This is a genomic window from Archaeoglobus sulfaticallidus PM70-1, assembly GCF_000385565.1.
Taxonomy (GTDB): domain Archaea; phylum Halobacteriota; class Archaeoglobi; order Archaeoglobales; family Archaeoglobaceae; genus Archaeoglobus_A; species Archaeoglobus_A sulfaticallidus.
This window is the reverse complement of record NC_021169.1, coordinates 1,848,113-1,863,945: the sequence shown is the minus strand read 5'-3', so window position 1 is coordinate 1,863,945 and position 15,833 is coordinate 1,848,113. Positions and strand designations below refer to the sequence as shown.

The following is a 15,833-nucleotide window of genomic DNA, read 5'->3' as shown; positions in this document are numbered from 1 at the left end:
ATTCAAATTAAACGATGTATTAAGTCAAAAAAACTCATGGATATTTTAAATTAACGGTTATCGAATCCCTCACACAACCCAGTCTCTGAGTTCTATTTCCCAGCCTAAAACTTTCCATGATATGGCTCTCAACAATGTTACGAAACATATCATCGCCCACAATGGTGAGTAGAAGAAGTAGTATATCGGTAGTAGCCTGAATTCTATTCTGTAGTTGGTTGTGAGTGAGAGCAGTATCATCGCAAGAGCCCATACGGCGAATGAGGTTAGTGAGGCAACCAGATTTCTGAAGGATAGCATGCTGAAAATCGCGAGTAGCGTTAGAGATACTATATTTACTGGTAGGTGGTGTATTGGTGGCAGAATCAGGTACATGGCTTTGAGCAGGAGATAGTCTGGCAGGATTAAGTCGAGCAGAAAGCCGATAATTGCAGGATAGAAAAGAAACAGGACTGGCAGAATGTTAACTGGTTTCTTTATCAAATCCCAGAGGAACTCCATTACTATCTCCGCTCCTCCCAAAGCCCACCTCTCACGCTGTATGAGCCATTTCTTAAGGCTATTCGGAGCTTTGGTTAAAGCTCTCCCGTCCACGAAAAAGCTCTCTCCTGCAATACCAACTCTAACTCCAAGATCGGCATCCTCAACGATCCTTCTTCTGAATCTGAATTTTTCAATGACATCTTTCCTTATCAGGAATGCCGAGCCATTCAAACCCAGACAGGTTCCGAGCTTGGATGATAGCTTGGCGGTTAAGAACATGTTGAAATAATCTATGTTCACGAGCCTCTCCATTAGAGTGGAGGAGTTTATCTCCTTGCGAATTTCAACAACTGAATAGTGATCCAGTATCTCAGGATCAAAATCGACTATTCTTGTGTCTGAATCGAGGAACAGAATTTTATCTCCTTCTACCAGCTTTAACGCATCGTTCAAAGCCCTCCATTTTCCTCTCCTTTTATTGCTGAAGGTATGTTTGAGGTTGTACTTATCAACGATCTCTTTGATCTCGCTATCTGGCTCGTCAGCGGCTATTATTATCTCTGCGTTGTGGTTTAGCTTCTTTATGTTCTCTTCGATATACCCAGCGTTTTTGTACGCTGTTATGATCACACTTAACATTCGATGAGAAAATCAATTTTGAGATTAAATTTTTTTTCGTTATTATATAATAATAATTAATCATTTTGTTAAAATCCGTTGGAACCAACGTTTAAGTTTATATCTTGGCGGTTCTATTGGCGGTTCTATCGTTATTATATTATTACTTCTACATCCTATTCAAAGTTCGTATCTGAAATGGATATGTTTTCCCGAAATTATCTCTTAATTCAACAAATCTGTGTGAATCTCAGCGAGAAAGCAATAAACGGATAATAACGGTCAATATTGGAGAATGAGAAAGTAACAACTGGTTAAGGATATAGATAGGGTCGAGGATATAGATAGATAAGAAAAATATAATATATGAGTAGAATCATTTTCTGGTTATGGCAGATCTGGAACTGGTGGTGGTAGCAGTACTAATCTTAGTAGCAATCATATACTGTAGCAATTATGTCCCCTGCTTCAACTACTCATACAACCGGAAATTTCAACCCTGATAAATGAAGCCCCCGAGATCGTAAGTGTTAGCTTGCTACTTGAAGATGAACTAACCGATGCTAACAACCAGATGACACCTCAAACAGAATACACGATAAAGATCGAGGCTTTGGATAACAATGGTTACAGCGACATTGAGAATATCACCGTGTATATATACTATGATGCCGATGGCAGCGGTGACGATGAGCCAAGTAGTGACAATCCGCAGACTCAGGCAACTTATCGCTGGACGGGCAGCGTATGGACATTTGTTGGGCCAATTTGGAGCACATGGGGGATAGATGCGAGTGAAAGCAGAGGCCCCGTGGATACGACATATACCACCGGAACCTGGTATCTGCATTTCATACCGGGGAAGGTTGCGACAGAGTCAGACAGCACGGTAGCTAAGTGGATTATCAAGGTGGTGGTTGTAGACAACAGTTCTGCGAGCGACAGTTTGAAAGACATTGACAACGAAATGCTCTGGTATGGTGAAATCAGCATTCTGGATACATCGTTTAGTTTTGGCGCTGTAGCTCTTGGAAGCAGTGATAATCCGATAACGGAACCTGTTGATGGGAAAATAGATGTTGTGACAGTGTGTAATGTGGAACACAAGATTCAGGCAAAAACCGATGCACAGTGGAGCAGTGGTGGTTATACTGTTAATGTGAGCACCACCAGCGAAAACCCAGGACCCGGAGAAATTGCACTTGAGAATAATGCCAAGAACAACGAAAATACTGCATCTCTCGTAACGACGGCATTCACTACTGTTAAAGGTTTAGAGTCCCTCTCAGCAACAGATGAAAGCGGTTTGGCCAGCGGAATATATGTCTGGCTCAGCGTCGGTACAGAACTTCCAGCAAAAACTTACCAGGGGACATACTATGTTACGATAATGAACCTGTAGAGGGTGATAAAATGAGAACAATCATGTACCTGTTAATACTGCTCTGTTTGCTGATTTTTCCGTGTAGTGCTTTAAAGGTTGCGATTTCAGGGAGTTTTTACTCTCACCACTATGTCATAGCACAGGGTGAAAATATAAAAGGAGAAGATGTGTCTGTAGTGGTATTTAACAAAATGAACAGATCTGTGTATATCAATCTATCGTATGTGGCTCCTGAATTCATAAAAGTCAATTTTTCCACCACTGGATACTTCCTGAAACCCAATGAATACAGGAAAGTTTACATTGAGCTCAAAGCCGATGAAGATGCAATACCGGGTAATTATACTGTGAGGGTCGAGGCTATTGTATATGAAACAGAGGGTAATCTGCCAGTAAAAGTTGTGGTTTCAGCTGCACAGGAAGCGAATGTGACTGTGGTTGGTGAAAAAGCCTATGTTGAGATTTTTGCACTCGATCCCGTAGGCAATGTAGCCAATACTGCACTGATTAAGCTTTTCAAAGGGGACTATGAAATCGCATCTGCTTACAGGAAGCTTGAAAAGAAGGTCACTCCAGGCAATTATACCGCAATCGCATATTTATTTGATGAGAAGGTAGCAAGTAAGAGCTTTACCCTTAAACCCGATGAGCACAAGAGAATTGAATTCGCTATAGAGGCTGTCCGCTTCGAAGCATTTGATGTACTACCCGTGAAAGATGGCGACAGGATTGTACAGGATTGTGTATGTTCAATTACTGGCGGTGATTGAGAACCTATATAGGGAATTACCAAACGCAACAGTAGTCCTGCATGTAACAGGCACAACGGATGATAGCGTGGAAATTTACAAGTCATCAGTATTGCTTATGGGTAAAACCGAGACAAAATACAACTACATACCCAAAGAAGGATGGAAAGATGGAAACTACGAATTTCAGGCTGAAATACTGTCCAACGGCGTCGTTTATGCATATTCTCCAAAGAAGGAGCTGGTGGTATCAGTATCTGAGCCGGTAGGACTATCTCTTGTATTTATCGTGATTTTGGCATTCTTAGCACTGGTACTGATATTGCTGCTGGTATGGAGACGGAAAGGCAAAGGAGCTTAAAACTCTTAAACTGACTAAACTGATTCCATTCTAATTAGTTGGCTAATTTATTCGTCTTTTATCCTCTGATCTCTTTCAAGGATGCACTGCATATTTTGCACTGGTAAAAGGTGTTAATGTCTCTTAAAAAGTTAATCCTCGTAACTTTATTAAATTTTAAGGTGTAAGAGACCGCAATGAGCATCGGTTTCAGGCATCTAATTAGTCTGAGTACTACACCTCTAAAATTAAAAATCCTTGAAGGGCTGGAAAACCCCGCTGGTATTTCAAGCCTTGCGAGGTCTTTAGATGTGTCAAGAGATACTGTCAAACCCCACATACGAAACTTTGTTGAAGCTGGACTGGTCGAAAGGTGTGGCGAAGGTTACAGACTAACTGCTCTGGGCAGGATCATCTTGGAGAAAGCTGTTGAAGTCGAGAAGCTTCTCTCTATTGCCAAAGATACGGGAGAATTCTTCAGAACCCACGACACTTCTCCTATCCCAGAAGAACTGATGAAGGAAATTCACTACCTCTACGGAGGCTATTTGGTCCGGAGTAGCGACCCCTTTGAGCTATCTGAGGACTGGATAAGAATTCTTAAAGCATCGAACTGGATAAAAGGTGTTTCGCCTGTGTATCATCCGGAGTTTCCTGCTCTCTTTACGTATCTGGCAGAAGAAAGGGATATAAAGCTCGTTCTGACAGAAAACGTGTTTGAGAAGTGCGTATCTAAACACCCGGAACTCGTACAGAAGTTTATCGGGCTTGGGGAGATGCGCGTTTGTAGCGATGCGAAGGTAGCTTTTGTAGTGGCAGAAAAGGGATTTGCTATGGGTCTCTATGTGGGCGATGCGTACGATGCAAATCACATTTTCGTATGCACGAGTGATGAAGCAGTGCGGTGGGGGTTTAAGCTCTTTAACAACTTTTACAGCAGATCGAGGAAGGTCGTTAAGGATCACCTATGGGTGTGTGGAACTACCCATGGGGATATATGAAAAAGCAAATTTTATATATTTTCGACATAATCGCTTTACATGCGCGGTAAGTTGATGCTGGTACTGTTAGCTTTGCTTTCCACAGTTCTGCTGGCTGGCTGCACCCAGATGAGTGCCGAAGAAATGGCGAGGAATATTGAAGAGAAGTACAACGCCGTAAAGGACTTTAAGGGAATTCTTAGAGTTACAGCCGAAGGAAAAAGCGGAAAAATGGTAATGGAATACGAATACGTGTTCAAAAAACCAAACAAGGTGAGAATGCACAACAAAGAGATGGGTACGTTGATAGTTTCAAACGGCGAGAAAATGTGGATTTACGATGAGAAGAAAAACGAAGTTTTTGTAATGGATGTTGGGCAGTACAATCAGGTAAACCCGGACTACGGAGAACTCGTCAAGGACATGCTTAAACGTTATGACGTGAAGATTCTTGGCAGCGAGAAGGTATCGGGCAGAGATTGCTATGTTGTTCAGCTTACACCTAAAGATAACGAAAGCATTGAAGCGAAGATGTGGGTGGACAAGGAATACTGGTATCCGCTGAAAATCGAGCATAGCATAGGAGGTATAAAGTCGACAGTAGAGTACATCAACGTGGAATTCAACACTGGCGTAAGTGATGATGAGTTTCAGTTCACGCCACCGGAGGGAGCGAAAATAAAAACTGAAGAAGATCTTGGAATTAAGAAGTTCAACAGCGTTGAGGAAGCACAAAAGCACGTGGACTTCAGGATTCTCAAACCAGCATACACTGCCGGCTACGAGTTGAAGGAAGTTAGTCTGATGTTTAATTCCGTTAGCCTCATGTACGCTAAGAAAGACAAGATGCTGATGATAACCGAAGCCAAAGGGGAAGAATTACCTAAAATGCAGAATGCTGAGAATGTAAAGGTTGAAGATAGCGAAGGGTTATACGCCGAAATCTACGGCAGCAGCATGCTCATGTTCAAGAAGGGCGATGTGGTTGTAACGATGACTGGAATGATTAGCAAGGAAGAATTAATCAAGATTGCAGAGTCTATGGGATGAGCAGTGTAAGACTACCACATTTCCACTTTTTATCTGTTGTGGTGTGAGGTGAAATGAAGAGCAATAATGATGGTAATAAAGTTAAAGTCTGGACTTCGTAGAGAGCGTTAATCCGTATAAAATGAGGTAGGCTATCATGAAGAAAGCTGCAACAATATTAGGTTGTGTAGCTGGAATTTGCATTCAGGTAGGACTCCTATACGGTTACAACTACATATTCGTGTTGCTGAGTTATCCTGCACTCCTGACACTTGGTCAACTGTTCACCTATATCTTTCAGACTGGAGAAGCGATCGGTTTTCACATCCCATTGACGTACTTTCCTTTAATCCATTCTGCTTCAATACCTATCTTTTATGCGTTGATAGGCTTCGTTATCGGATATTTTCTTAAGTACAGAAAGAAATAGCAGTGAGCCGGATTCCAAAATTACTTGCCTTTGGTGCCGTATGCCTTTTATTTGGTGTGGGACATGGTTTGTTCGTATGCCAGCTTAGCTCTATTGTATTAAATATTCTTTCCTTTTGATTTGACAATTTCTTTAACTCATTTCCGTATCTTGTACTAGGTAGATAACAGAATTTCACATTTATGATACATTCTTCTCTCTGGATTTTTATATTAAGTATGTCGAGTCCCAATCACATATATCGTTTGTGCAGATCATTCCCTGAGATTACAACAGCTTTACCGAGTGAGTACAAGCTGAGAGTAAATATTAAAAGCGACCAAGTAAATGAACAATGATGAATTTAGAGTAATTAGAGTAATTGTAAAAGAGAAGAGTTATGCAGCCTTAATGGGTGGAGCAATAATAATTGTAGCATTAGTTGATTGATGGGCCATATTCAGAAAGTTTGGGAGGAGATAACAGCCAGAACACCTGATTAAAGACCCAAACCAAAATTGGTATGGGCCCGCGGGGGTTTGAACCCCGGACCTCTCGCTTATCAGGCGAGCGCTCTAACCAAGCTGAGCCACGGGCCCATATGCATCTAACCTACCTCACTGAATTGTGTTTATTAAGTTTGTGGTATATATAAAGGCTGGCATTGAAGCTTGTGTGTTTAGATGTGTTGAGGCATTAGCACGAGGGAGGTGTAACTTTTCGTTTACCAATATTGCTGAAAAATATTTTCATCCAATTCAGGCTTAATACCAATTCTAATTTGTTTAGACAGACCATTAACATATAATTCTAGTCCTATTTTGTCTAAAGACTAAGCCAGATCTCTATTTTGAGTTAGCAGTCAAGAGCATTACAATTGCACTCCTAATCTATGAAAAGTATCCCGTAAAAGTTAAATATTGTGAAAAATTTTTTCATGACATACTGTATCAGTGACACAGAATATCAAGTCATCAAGAACTGAATGGGAGGGTATATTGTGAGGAGTTTGGATAAAGAGGACATTGAAAATCTGGCTGTTGGTGCAGCAATTCTCGGAACTGGTGGTGGTGGAGATCCCTATCTTGGGAAGCTAACAGCAATACAGGCTCTGGATGAGGGATACGAGATAAACGTTGTGGATGTTAAGGAGGTTCCTGATGATGCTCTGGTAATTCCATCTGCCGGGATGGGATCACCCACGGTTATCGTGGAAAAAATTCCAAAGGGAACCGAGATAATAAACGCCTTCAAAACGCTCAGCGAGTACCTCGGGAGAGAGGTTTATGCAACCATGCCGATTGAGGCTGGAGGCCTGAACTCCACCTTCCCTCTGGCAGTGGGAGCGAAGATGGGGATACCGATAGTCGATGCCGATGGTATGGGGAGAGCATTTCCGGAGTTGCAGATGACAACCTTCCACATAAACGGCGTTACCGTAACACCAATGGCTTTGGCAGATGAGAGAGATAACACGGTGCTGCTAAAAACCTGCGATAACTACTGGGCGGAGTGGATTGCGAGGGATATAACGATAAGATTCGGTGGCACAGCATGGATCGCATTGTATCCAATGACTGGAAAGGAGTTAAAGAAGGCAGCAATACCCGGCACGATGGGATTGGCAGAGAAGTTGGGTGCGGCAGTTAGGGAAACTAAGGAAAGCAAAGGCAACCCGATAGATGCTGTTCTGGATGTATCCAATGGGTTTGAGCTGTTTAAAGGCAAAATAGTAGATGTTGTAAGGAGAACCACAGGTGGATTTGCCAGAGGGGAGATAAAGATTGAAGGCATAGATGAGTACAAGGGTCAGAACCTGCTGGTGCACTTCCAGAACGAGAACCTCGTTGCAATCAAGGATGGAGAGGTGATTGCAAGCGTTCCTGATCTGATAACCCTTCTCGATTTAGAGACAGCCATGCCCATAACAACTGAGGCTGTAAAATACGGCTACAGATGCTTTGTCATAGGCATACCATGCAGCGAGATGTGGAGGACTGAGAAGGGTCTTGAAGTGGCTGGACCCAAATACTTCGGCTATGATGTTGAATATAAACCCATTGAGGAGATTATGGGGGGAATGCAATGACATACCGCCTTGGTATTGATGTTGGTGGAACGAATACCGATGCAGTCATACTGGATAAAAACGATCAGCCCGTGGCCAAAATCAAGGTGGCAACCACTGAGGATGTAACAACGGGCATTCTAAACGCTTTAGATGGTGTTTTGAAGGACTCATCCGTTGATCCAAGTGAGATAAAATATGCAATGCTTGGAACAACCCACTGCACGAATGCCATCGTTGAAAGAAAAAATCTGGCGAGGGTTGGTATCATCCGTATAGGGAGGCCCGCCACGCTGTCGATAAAGCCCCTTATCTCCTGGCCCGAAGATCTGGTGGAGGCTATTGGTGGTTACACGCACATAGTTCACGGCGGACATGAGTACGATGGCAGAGAGCTGGCTCCACTGGATGAAGAGGAGGTTAAGAGGGCTGTAAAAGATTTAAAGGAAAAAGGTGTTGAGTCAGTAGCGATCTCGGCAGTTTTCTCTCCTGTAAACAATGAGCACGAGCTTAGAGTTGCCGAGATCGTGCGGGAAATAATGGGCGATGTACCCATATCTCTATCTCACGAAATCGGGAGTATAAGCCTGCTGGAGAGGGAGAATGCCGCGATTTTGAATGCTGCAGTCGTGAAGGTTGCCGAAATTGCTGTGAAGTCCTTTGAGAATGCACTGAAGAAGAAGGGAATAGATGCTCAGCTCTACATAACTCAGAACGATGGTACGCTGATGTCCGCAGAATACGCGCTGAAATATCCTGTGTTAACAATTGCATCGGGACCGGCAAACAGCCTTAGAGGTGGAACATTCCTTTCAGGGCTCAAAAATGCTGTAGTAGTAGATGTTGGGGGCACAACAACAGACATTGGGGTCCTGGTTAATGGATTTCCACGAGAGAGTTCTGTTGCAGTTGAGATCGGCGGTGTGAGAACGAACTTCAGGATGCCAGATCTGATCTCCATCGGACTTGGAGGAGGAAGCATCGTCGAGGAAGTAAACGGAGATGTTAAGGTAGGCCCCAGAAGTGTTGGATACAGGCTTGAAAAAGAGGCTCTGGTTTTTGGAGGAAATACTCTCACAACAACCGACATAGCTGTCAGTCTGGGGAGAATAAAGCTTGGAGATCCATCGAAGGTTGAGAATCTGGATAAAACGCTTGTTGAAAAAGCTGCTGGGAAAATAAAGACGATGGTTGAGGAGGCAATAGACAGGATGAAAACTAGTCCTGAGCCTGTTCCCGTTATACTTGTTGGTGGAGGGAGCATAATCATCCCGGATGAGCTGAGAGGAGCATCGGAGGTAATCAAGCCACCGCACTTCGAGGTTGCGAATGCCATTGGTGCGGCAATAGCTCAGGTTAGTGGTGAGATTGATAAGGTCTTCTCGCTGGAGGAGAGAAGCAGAGAGGATGTTTTGAAGGAAGCCAAGGAAATAGCTGTGAAGGAAGCAATCAAGGCTGGAGCAGATCCGAACACTGTTGAAATTGTTGACATAGATGAAGTTCCTTTAGCATATCTCCCTGGAAATGCGATCAGAATCAGGGTGAAGGCTGCAGGCTACCTGAAAATTTAATTTTTTTGGAGGTGTTATGTTTGGGAGAGGGTGGAGAAGTTGAGATGTTCAAGGACTATGAAAGAGAACCTGTGCCAATGGAACTTAGAAAGAACTGGCTTGAGATGGGTTTGGTCTGGATAGGTATTGGAATGTGTCTGGCAGCTTTGATGCTCGGTGGTGTTGTTGGTTTTGGTCTCGATTTGAAGTCAGCAGCTGCGGCGATTGTTTTGGGTAGTCTCGTTTTGACGATCGTGAATTCTTTGTGTTCAATAGTTGGAGCAGACACTGGGTTATCAACAGCGATGATTGGAAGGTTTGCCTTTGGAGATATTGGTGTTTATGTGACCGCTGCAGTGCTGGCAATGGGTTGTTATGGCTGGTTTGCCGTTCAGCTTGGCCTATTCGGAGAGACTGCTGCGAAGGGAATAGATTTGATAGCCGGAGTGCCGGTTAGCACACAACTGCTGATTGTGATTGGTGGAATTCTCATGCTTGCAACAGCTATCTATGGCTACAGAGGAATTGCAACGCTGAGTAAGGTTGCAGTTCCATTGATGGTAATCATACTCTTCGCATCGCTCATCCAGATACTGAACCAGCATCCATGGGGCCAGCTGATTGTTGAACCACCACCAGGAGATCCGTTGCCCTTCGGTGTAGCAGCATCGATAATAGCCGGATCGTTCATGGTTGGAGCGGTTATAGGGCCGGACATTACGAGATACGCAAAGGACAGGAAGCACGCTGTTGGAGCGGCGATACTGGGCTTTCTGATAGGCTTCAGCCTGATGGTGTACCTTGGATCCATCCTTGCACATGCTGTTGGTGAATGGGATGCTGTAAAGATAATGATTGGCCTCGGATGGGGATTGATTGCAATAGTCGTTTTGATCTTGGCACAGTGGACAACAAACGACAACAACCTGTATTCTGCAGCCCTCAATCTATCAGTTATATTCAGAACTTGGCCCAAGTGGAAACTAACGCTGGTTGCGGGAGTTCTTGGCATAATAATAGCCCTATCAGGGATTTACGGAAGGTTCATTCAGTGGCTGATGGTCCTGAGTGCAACAATACCACCAATTGGAGGAGTCTATGTGACAGACTACTTCCTATTCCACAGGGACATGTACAAATACGAGAACCTCGACAGGATACCAAAATGGAGGCCTTTAATGTTCGTTGCTTGGGCTGCCGGTTCCATAGTGGCTTTCTGCACAACTCCTCCACCAAACGGGTTTGGGTTATTTACACTAACAACGGTTCCGGCAGTTGATGCCTTCATTGTGGCAGTAGTTGTTCAGGCCGTTCTGACTGCAATATACAGGAACATCAGAGGAAAGTGGCCTGAGGTTATGCCAATGTAATTTTTTTATTTTGGGGGTGGAATTATGAGAATAAGGGTGATAGTTCCGATAATTGTCGATATATTTGATGAAGAGGTAAAAAAAGAATTCGGGAGTCATTCTTCAAGCGAGGTTGAGGAAATTGAGGTTGTCCATCTCGATAAAGGCACGGCATCGATAGAGTCTGAGTTTGATGAGGCTCTTGCTGCTCCGGACATTCTCAACAAGGTAATCGAAGCTGAGAAGAAAGGGTTCGATGGAGTAATAATTGATTGCTTTGGAGATCCAGCAGTTAAGGCTGCAAGAGAAGTTGTGGATATCCCGGTTGTTGGCGCGGCAGAACCATCCATGCTTTTAGCATGCTCCTTAGGACAGAGGTTCTCCGTTGTAACTGTACTAGAAAATGTTATTCCGATGATAGAGAACATTGCAAAGGTTCTAGGGGTTTATGAGAAGCTTGCATCCGTCAGAAGTGTGAACATTCCTGTTCTTGAGCTTCACGACAAAGATACGCTGAAGAATGCCCTGTTCGAAGAGATGCTGAAGGCGATTAAAGAGGACAAGGCTCATGTTCTGATTCTGGGGTGCACGGGAATGATGGGCGTTGCAGATGATCTGCATGAGATGTTAGCCAAGGAGGGATACGATGTACCGGTCATCGATCCAGCAGCCGCATCTATCAGATTTCTGGAGGTTCTGATCGGGCTGGGTTTGAAACAGAGCAGGTTGACCTACATGAAACCTCCTGAGAAGGAGAGAAAATTATGACCTCTTTTTTTGAGGTCATACTCAAAAGAAGGAGCATAAGGAAGTTCAGGGATCAAGAGGTGGAAGAGGATAAGATCAGGAAAATAGTTGAGGCAGGAATATGGGCACCATCTGCTGGCAATATGCAGCCCTGGGTGTTTGTGGTTGTCAGAAATAAAAAGAACATCGAGAAGATAAAAGCGATGTCACCAGGAATGTTCGATCTACCAGCGGTGATCATAGCTGTTTGCAGAGATATGGGGCTTGCAGGGAACTTTGAAGAGAACATATCTATTTTTGATGTTGCAATGGCAGCTCAGAACATGCTGTTAATGGCATGTGATCTTGGCCTGGGAGCATGCCCGGTCAGATCGTTCAATCAAAAAGCGGTTCAGGTACTGCTTGATCTTCCAGAACATATAGTCCCGGAACTGCTCGTTACTCTTGGATATCCGGATGAATCACCGAGTCCACCTGAGAGGAGAAAAGGTGTAGTGTTTCTCGAGAAGTATGGTGGAGATGGCTGGTTTTAAAGGTGGTTTTGATGAATGACGGTGAACTGAACAAGGAATTTTTTGAACTTTTATGTTATGTGCTGACCAGTGCAAGGGGATTGATGGATGAGCCCAAAATGTACGGCCCGTTCAGGCTGGTTGATACAGCCAGCAGAATTATTTCGATACTGGAAAAGCACGGAATTGCAGATGATTTTCTTGCAGAGGAGCGGAAAAAGATAGATGAAGGCAAGTACTCTGTTATGGAGAGTGAGGAGAAGTTCAAGGAATTTCTGGACAGGATAATCCAGGATTTTGCAGAAGAGCTTAAAAAGAGCTGAACAGTTGGGAGAGAGTATGAAGATAGAGCGAATAGATGTGAGAAGATACGATTTATCGTTAAAGGAACCGTTCAGGATAGCTTTAGGCACGATGACGAGTTCCAGTAACATTCTCGTAAAAATTTTCAGTGAGGAACATTTTGGGATTGGCGAAGGCTCGCCAACCCTCATGATCACCGGAGACAATCAGGAGGGGTGTTTATCATTTATAGAATCCATCTCTCCTTTGTTGATCGGTGAGGAGCTAAATCTGGAAGTTCTGTATGAGAAGATCAACTCTTTCAGAGGGATGCCTGCTGCAAAGGCAGCACTGGACATAGCTTTATACGATCTGATAGGAAAGCAACAATCCAAGCCTGTATACAAGCTCTTGGGTGGTTACAGAGAAAAAATAGAGACGGATATAACGATCGGAATAGATACTCCTGAAGAAGTCAGAAAAAAAGCTCTGGAGGCTATATCCAGAGGTTACAGGATACTGAAGATAAAGGTAGAGGGGGATGTGGAAAGAGACTTCAAAAGAATCGAAGCTATAAGTGATCTGGAAGTCAGGATAAGAATCGATGCAAATCAGGGCTTTACCCCAAAAACTGCTGTGCGGTTCATTAGAAGAGTAAGGGAGTTCGATGTGGAGTTCATCGAGCAACCAGTACCTTACTGGGATATAGATGGTCTGAGATATGTAAAGGAAAGGAGCGATATACCTATAATTGCCGATGAAAGTGTACATTCAGCTAGAGATGCTCTGAATGTTGTTAAATGTGATGCTGTTGATGGAATAAACATCAAATTGATGAAATGCGGTGGGATATCCGATGCTGTTAGGATAGTTCATATCGCTGAAAGTGCTGGAATACCATGCATGGTTGGCTGTATGCTGGAGTCAAGGATCTCCCTGACGGCTGCGGCCCATCTTGCTTTAGCTTTTAAGAATATAAAGTATGTTGACCTCGATTCGCACCTTTTCTTGAAAGAAGACCCTGTTGTGGGTGGAATGGAGATAGTGGAGGGTATGATGACCCTGCCAGAAAAACCGGGGTTGGGTATAGCTGAGCTGAATATGGGGGAAAAACATTAAAGCTAAGAATATTCATAGCCAGACTTAACAGGGGAAAAGATGCTGGACGAGATAGACAAGGATATTCTCCGACTCCTACAGGAAGATGGAAATATCTCTCTGAGCGAGATAGCCAACAGGCTGAGTGTTGGTGTAGCAACTGTTCACAGAAGAATTCAGAGAATGAAAATGGATGGGATAATCAAGAAAAAAATCGTTGTAGTGGATCCTGAAAAAATTGGCAAGAACATCCTTGCGTTTATTGAGATCAAAACGATGCCGAACTATGAGGATGAGATTCTGGATAAGCTATCTTCTTTTGATGAGATAACTGAGGTTTACTGGGTTACGGGTGACTTCGACCTTATTGTGAAGCTCGTTGTTGGGGATATAAAGGAGTTCACGAGGGTAATAAAGAAAATCAGGGAGATGAATGGTGTCATAGATACGAAAAGTGCCATAGTTGTCAAAACTAAAAAGGAAGAATATAAGATCAAAATTTAAGGTTGATAGAGATGATTCGTGTTGATGAAGACTTGGTTAGAAGAATAGCAAAGGGAGCGGAAGTACTGGGAAGTGGTGGTGGGGGGCAGGCATACGTATCTGAGCTTATGGCACTGCAGCTTCTCAAAGAAGGAAGAACAACTTATCTGATAGATCCAGAAGAGGTTCCGGATGATGCACTCATATTGTCTGTGGCGTTGATGGGTTCACCTTTAATTTTAAAGGAGAAGCTGCCAAACGGGAAGGAGGCAATAACTGTTTTAAGAATGCTTGAAAACTATTTTGGGGAGGAAACCTATGCGATAGTCCCAGTAGAGGGTGCCGGACTGAACTCACTAACTCCCATAGTTGCCGGACTGAACTCAGATATTCCGATAGTTGATGCCGATGGTATGGGGAGAGCATTTCCGGAGTTGCAGATGACAACCTTCCATCTGCATGGTATATCCATAACGCCAATGGCTATATCGGATGAAAAGGGCAATACGATCTTCGTGGATTCGATAGATTCTGTGTATGGTGAGTGGTTTGCCAGAGGGATAACGAGATTGATGGGAGGCTACTCGTGGATCTCGTTTTATGCAATGACAGGCAGGGAGCTAAAGAAGTCGGCAATAAGACACACGATCACAAAATCAGTCATGATTGGAGAGATTCTGATGTCCGATATGTCTAATGAGTCGAAGATAATGGAAATCTGCGAGATTACCGGGGGTTCACTGCTGGGTGAAGGGAAAGTTGCCGGGATCTCGAGGATGAGATTCAACAGGTTCTATGGGGGACAGGTGGAAGTTGTTGGGGATAAGAAAATAAGTCTGATTTTCCAGAATGAGTATCTGGTGGCTGAGAATGGGGTGGAAAGGGTAACCGTGCCGGATATAATAACCCTGATGGATGTGGATTCGCTGAGACCCATTACCACTGAAGAGATAAGGTGTGGGATGAATGTGTATGTTGTGACTATGCCGTCTGATGAGAAGTGGAAGACTGAGAAAGGTCTGCAGGTGGTTGGACCCGAGGTGTTTGGGCTAGAGGAGTGAGTTTTTGACATTGATGGAGTTGATTTCGAGAGGTTTGGGTACAAGATATAATCAGGCTTACAGGTAAACTCGTTCTGTCGCATGGATTACACATAGGGTGACTGGAAAATAAGAAGGTGTTTAACTGGGGAGAATGTTGGAGGATGAGGAGGAAATATATCCAATATGTCTGATTTTGTAGAACAATTAGTAAATCCCTTGTTTTTATATAAAATACACTGTAGTTAAAAAGTTTCTAATGGACTGGTGGGGATTTGAACCTCTCGCATGCCAATCTTCGCAAAATTGGAGTCATTCTGAGAGTCGTTTAAGGTAAAAAAGGATTTGGTGGAAGAATATATAAAATACAGGCATTCCAGAGCAAAATCAAAGAACTGGCTTAAGTGGACGGAAAACAAATCAGGGAATACCTGAAATTCAGCAAAAATATCATTAATGCTAAAAACCCTCGGGGAATTCCAGAACTGGTATAAATAAATCAAAATATGCCTATGAAACTCAATGTAAGTACCATACCAACCTTAGAAATTCCCTCACTGGGTTCCCATCCACCCAGTCCTTGAGAAGTGGCTGAGATATGCGGTAGAACTCAAAGATGTCGCACCTTCAGAACATCCTTTCCCATATGATCTCCTCAGAAAACCCTAAGACAAATTAAATGTTAAAGCAATCCACATAGGCAGGAAAATAA

16 protein-coding genes and 1 tRNA gene are annotated in these 15,833 nt (G+C 43.4%); 15 read left to right on the top strand and 2 right to left on the bottom strand.

Annotation, left to right across the window (positions count from 1 at the left end):
- Window positions 1–69: 69 nt before the first annotated feature.
- A complete protein-coding gene (locus tag ASULF_RS10025) occupies window positions 70–1,122 on the bottom strand; it encodes a glycosyltransferase (protein ID WP_015591615.1) in 1,053 nt (350 codons plus the stop codon).
- A gap of 514 nt (window positions 1,123–1,636) precedes the next feature.
- Here ASULF_RS10025 and ASULF_RS10020 point away from each other — a divergent pair.
- From ASULF_RS10020 to ASULF_RS09995, 6 genes are all read left to right on the top strand, one after another.
- The gene (locus tag ASULF_RS10020) at window positions 1,637–2,503 is read left to right on the top strand and encodes a hypothetical protein (RefSeq protein WP_015591614.1); all 867 of its coding nucleotides are present in this window, start codon (window positions 1,637–1,639) and stop codon (window positions 2,501–2,503) included.
- 11 nt (window positions 2,504–2,514) lie between these two features.
- A complete protein-coding gene (locus ASULF_RS10015; protein WP_048098223.1) occupies window positions 2,515–3,255 on the top strand; it encodes a COG1470 family protein in 741 nt (246 codons plus the stop codon).
- On the top strand, window positions 3,203–3,595 hold the full coding sequence (locus ASULF_RS11790; RefSeq protein WP_144060543.1) for a hypothetical protein: 393 nt from the start codon (window positions 3,203–3,205) through the stop codon (window positions 3,593–3,595). The genes ASULF_RS10015 and ASULF_RS11790 overlap by 53 nt, the downstream gene beginning before the upstream one ends.
- A 176-nt stretch (window positions 3,596–3,771) precedes the next feature.
- Window positions 3,772–4,575, top strand: coding sequence for a helix-turn-helix transcriptional regulator (locus ASULF_RS10005; RefSeq protein ID WP_015591613.1), 804 nt, complete (start codon window positions 3,772–3,774; stop codon window positions 4,573–4,575).
- Window positions 4,576–4,614: 39 nt separating this feature from the next.
- Window positions 4,615–5,604 (top strand): outer membrane lipoprotein-sorting protein, encoded by a 990-nt coding sequence (locus tag ASULF_RS10000; protein WP_015591612.1) that lies wholly within the window; start codon window positions 4,615–4,617, stop codon window positions 5,602–5,604.
- A gap of 136 nt (window positions 5,605–5,740) precedes the next feature.
- Window positions 5,741–6,013 (top strand): hypothetical protein, encoded by a 273-nt coding sequence (locus ASULF_RS09995; protein WP_015591611.1) that lies wholly within the window; start codon window positions 5,741–5,743, stop codon window positions 6,011–6,013.
- 503 nt (window positions 6,014–6,516) lie between these two features.
- Here the strand turns inward: ASULF_RS09995 and ASULF_RS09990 are convergent.
- Window positions 6,517–6,591, bottom strand: a tRNA-Ile gene (locus ASULF_RS09990).
- Between the two features lie 401 nt (window positions 6,592–6,992).
- Between ASULF_RS09990 and ASULF_RS09985 the strand changes: the two genes are divergently transcribed.
- The 9 genes from ASULF_RS09985 to ASULF_RS09945 are packed head-to-tail and all read left to right on the top strand — an operon-like array spanning window position 6,993 to window position 15,142.
- Complete coding sequence (locus ASULF_RS09985; RefSeq protein WP_015591609.1) at window positions 6,993–8,081, top strand: DUF917 domain-containing protein; 1,089 nt, start codon at window positions 6,993–6,995, stop codon at window positions 8,079–8,081.
- On the top strand, window positions 8,078–9,631 hold the full coding sequence (locus ASULF_RS09980) for a hydantoinase/oxoprolinase N-terminal domain-containing protein (protein ID WP_015591608.1): 1,554 nt from the start codon (window positions 8,078–8,080) through the stop codon (window positions 9,629–9,631). The genes ASULF_RS09985 and ASULF_RS09980 overlap by 4 nt, the downstream gene beginning before the upstream one ends.
- 20 nt (window positions 9,632–9,651) lie before the next feature.
- Complete coding sequence (locus tag ASULF_RS09975) at window positions 9,652–10,980, top strand: cytosine permease (protein WP_015591607.1); 1,329 nt, start codon at window positions 9,652–9,654, stop codon at window positions 10,978–10,980.
- A 24-nt stretch (window positions 10,981–11,004) separates the two neighbouring features.
- Complete coding sequence (locus tag ASULF_RS09970) at window positions 11,005–11,727, top strand: aspartate/glutamate racemase family protein (RefSeq protein WP_015591606.1); 723 nt, start codon at window positions 11,005–11,007, stop codon at window positions 11,725–11,727.
- Window positions 11,724–12,239, top strand: coding sequence for a nitroreductase family protein (locus ASULF_RS09965; RefSeq protein WP_015591605.1), 516 nt, complete (start codon window positions 11,724–11,726; stop codon window positions 12,237–12,239). The genes ASULF_RS09970 and ASULF_RS09965 overlap by 4 nt, the downstream gene beginning before the upstream one ends.
- 11 nt (window positions 12,240–12,250) lie before the next feature.
- A complete protein-coding gene (locus ASULF_RS09960; protein ID WP_015591604.1) occupies window positions 12,251–12,541 on the top strand; it encodes a DUF6092 family protein in 291 nt (96 codons plus the stop codon).
- Between the two features lie 4 nt (window positions 12,542–12,545).
- Window positions 12,546–13,619: a dipeptide epimerase gene (locus tag ASULF_RS09955; protein ID WP_144060542.1), complete on the top strand. Its 1,074-nt coding sequence runs from the start codon at window positions 12,546–12,548 to the stop codon at window positions 13,617–13,619.
- Between the two features lie 39 nt (window positions 13,620–13,658).
- Window positions 13,659–14,102 carry an Lrp/AsnC family transcriptional regulator gene (locus tag ASULF_RS09950; protein WP_015591602.1) on the top strand — a complete coding sequence of 148 codons (444 nt, stop codon included), beginning with the start codon at window positions 13,659–13,661 and terminating at the stop codon, window positions 14,100–14,102.
- Between the two features lie 11 nt (window positions 14,103–14,113).
- Window positions 14,114–15,142: a DUF917 domain-containing protein gene (locus ASULF_RS09945; protein WP_015591601.1), complete on the top strand. Its 1,029-nt coding sequence runs from the start codon at window positions 14,114–14,116 to the stop codon at window positions 15,140–15,142.
- The last annotated feature ends 691 nt before the right edge of the window (window positions 15,143–15,833 follow it).

Excerpts from the sequence above, each read along its gene's own strand:
- ASULF_RS10025 (WP_015591615.1), bottom strand. The coding sequence starts at position 1,122 with ATGTTAAGTGTGATCATAACAGCGTACAAAAACGCTGGGTATATCGAA.
- ASULF_RS10015 (WP_048098223.1), top strand. The coding sequence starts at position 2,515 with ATGAGAACAATCATGTACCTGTTAATACTGCTCTGTTTGCTGATTTTT.
- ASULF_RS11790 (WP_144060543.1), top strand. The coding sequence starts at position 3,203 with ATGGCGACAGGATTGTACAGGATTGTGTATGTTCAATTACTGGCGGTG.
- ASULF_RS10005 (WP_015591613.1), top strand. The coding sequence starts at position 3,772 with ATGAGCATCGGTTTCAGGCATCTAATTAGTCTGAGTACTACACCTCTA.
- ASULF_RS10000 (WP_015591612.1), top strand. The coding sequence starts at position 4,615 with ATGCGCGGTAAGTTGATGCTGGTACTGTTAGCTTTGCTTTCCACAGTT.
- ASULF_RS09995 (WP_015591611.1), top strand. The coding sequence starts at position 5,741 with ATGAAGAAAGCTGCAACAATATTAGGTTGTGTAGCTGGAATTTGCATT.
- ASULF_RS09980 (WP_015591608.1), top strand. The coding sequence starts at position 8,078 with ATGACATACCGCCTTGGTATTGATGTTGGTGGAACGAATACCGATGCA.
- ASULF_RS09970 (WP_015591606.1), top strand. The coding sequence starts at position 11,005 with ATGAGAATAAGGGTGATAGTTCCGATAATTGTCGATATATTTGATGAA.
- ASULF_RS09965 (WP_015591605.1), top strand. The coding sequence starts at position 11,724 with ATGACCTCTTTTTTTGAGGTCATACTCAAAAGAAGGAGCATAAGGAAG.
- ASULF_RS09960 (WP_015591604.1), top strand. The coding sequence starts at position 12,251 with ATGAATGACGGTGAACTGAACAAGGAATTTTTTGAACTTTTATGTTAT.
- ASULF_RS09950 (WP_015591602.1), top strand. The coding sequence starts at position 13,659 with ATGCTGGACGAGATAGACAAGGATATTCTCCGACTCCTACAGGAAGAT.
- ASULF_RS09945 (WP_015591601.1), top strand. The coding sequence starts at position 14,114 with ATGATTCGTGTTGATGAAGACTTGGTTAGAAGAATAGCAAAGGGAGCG.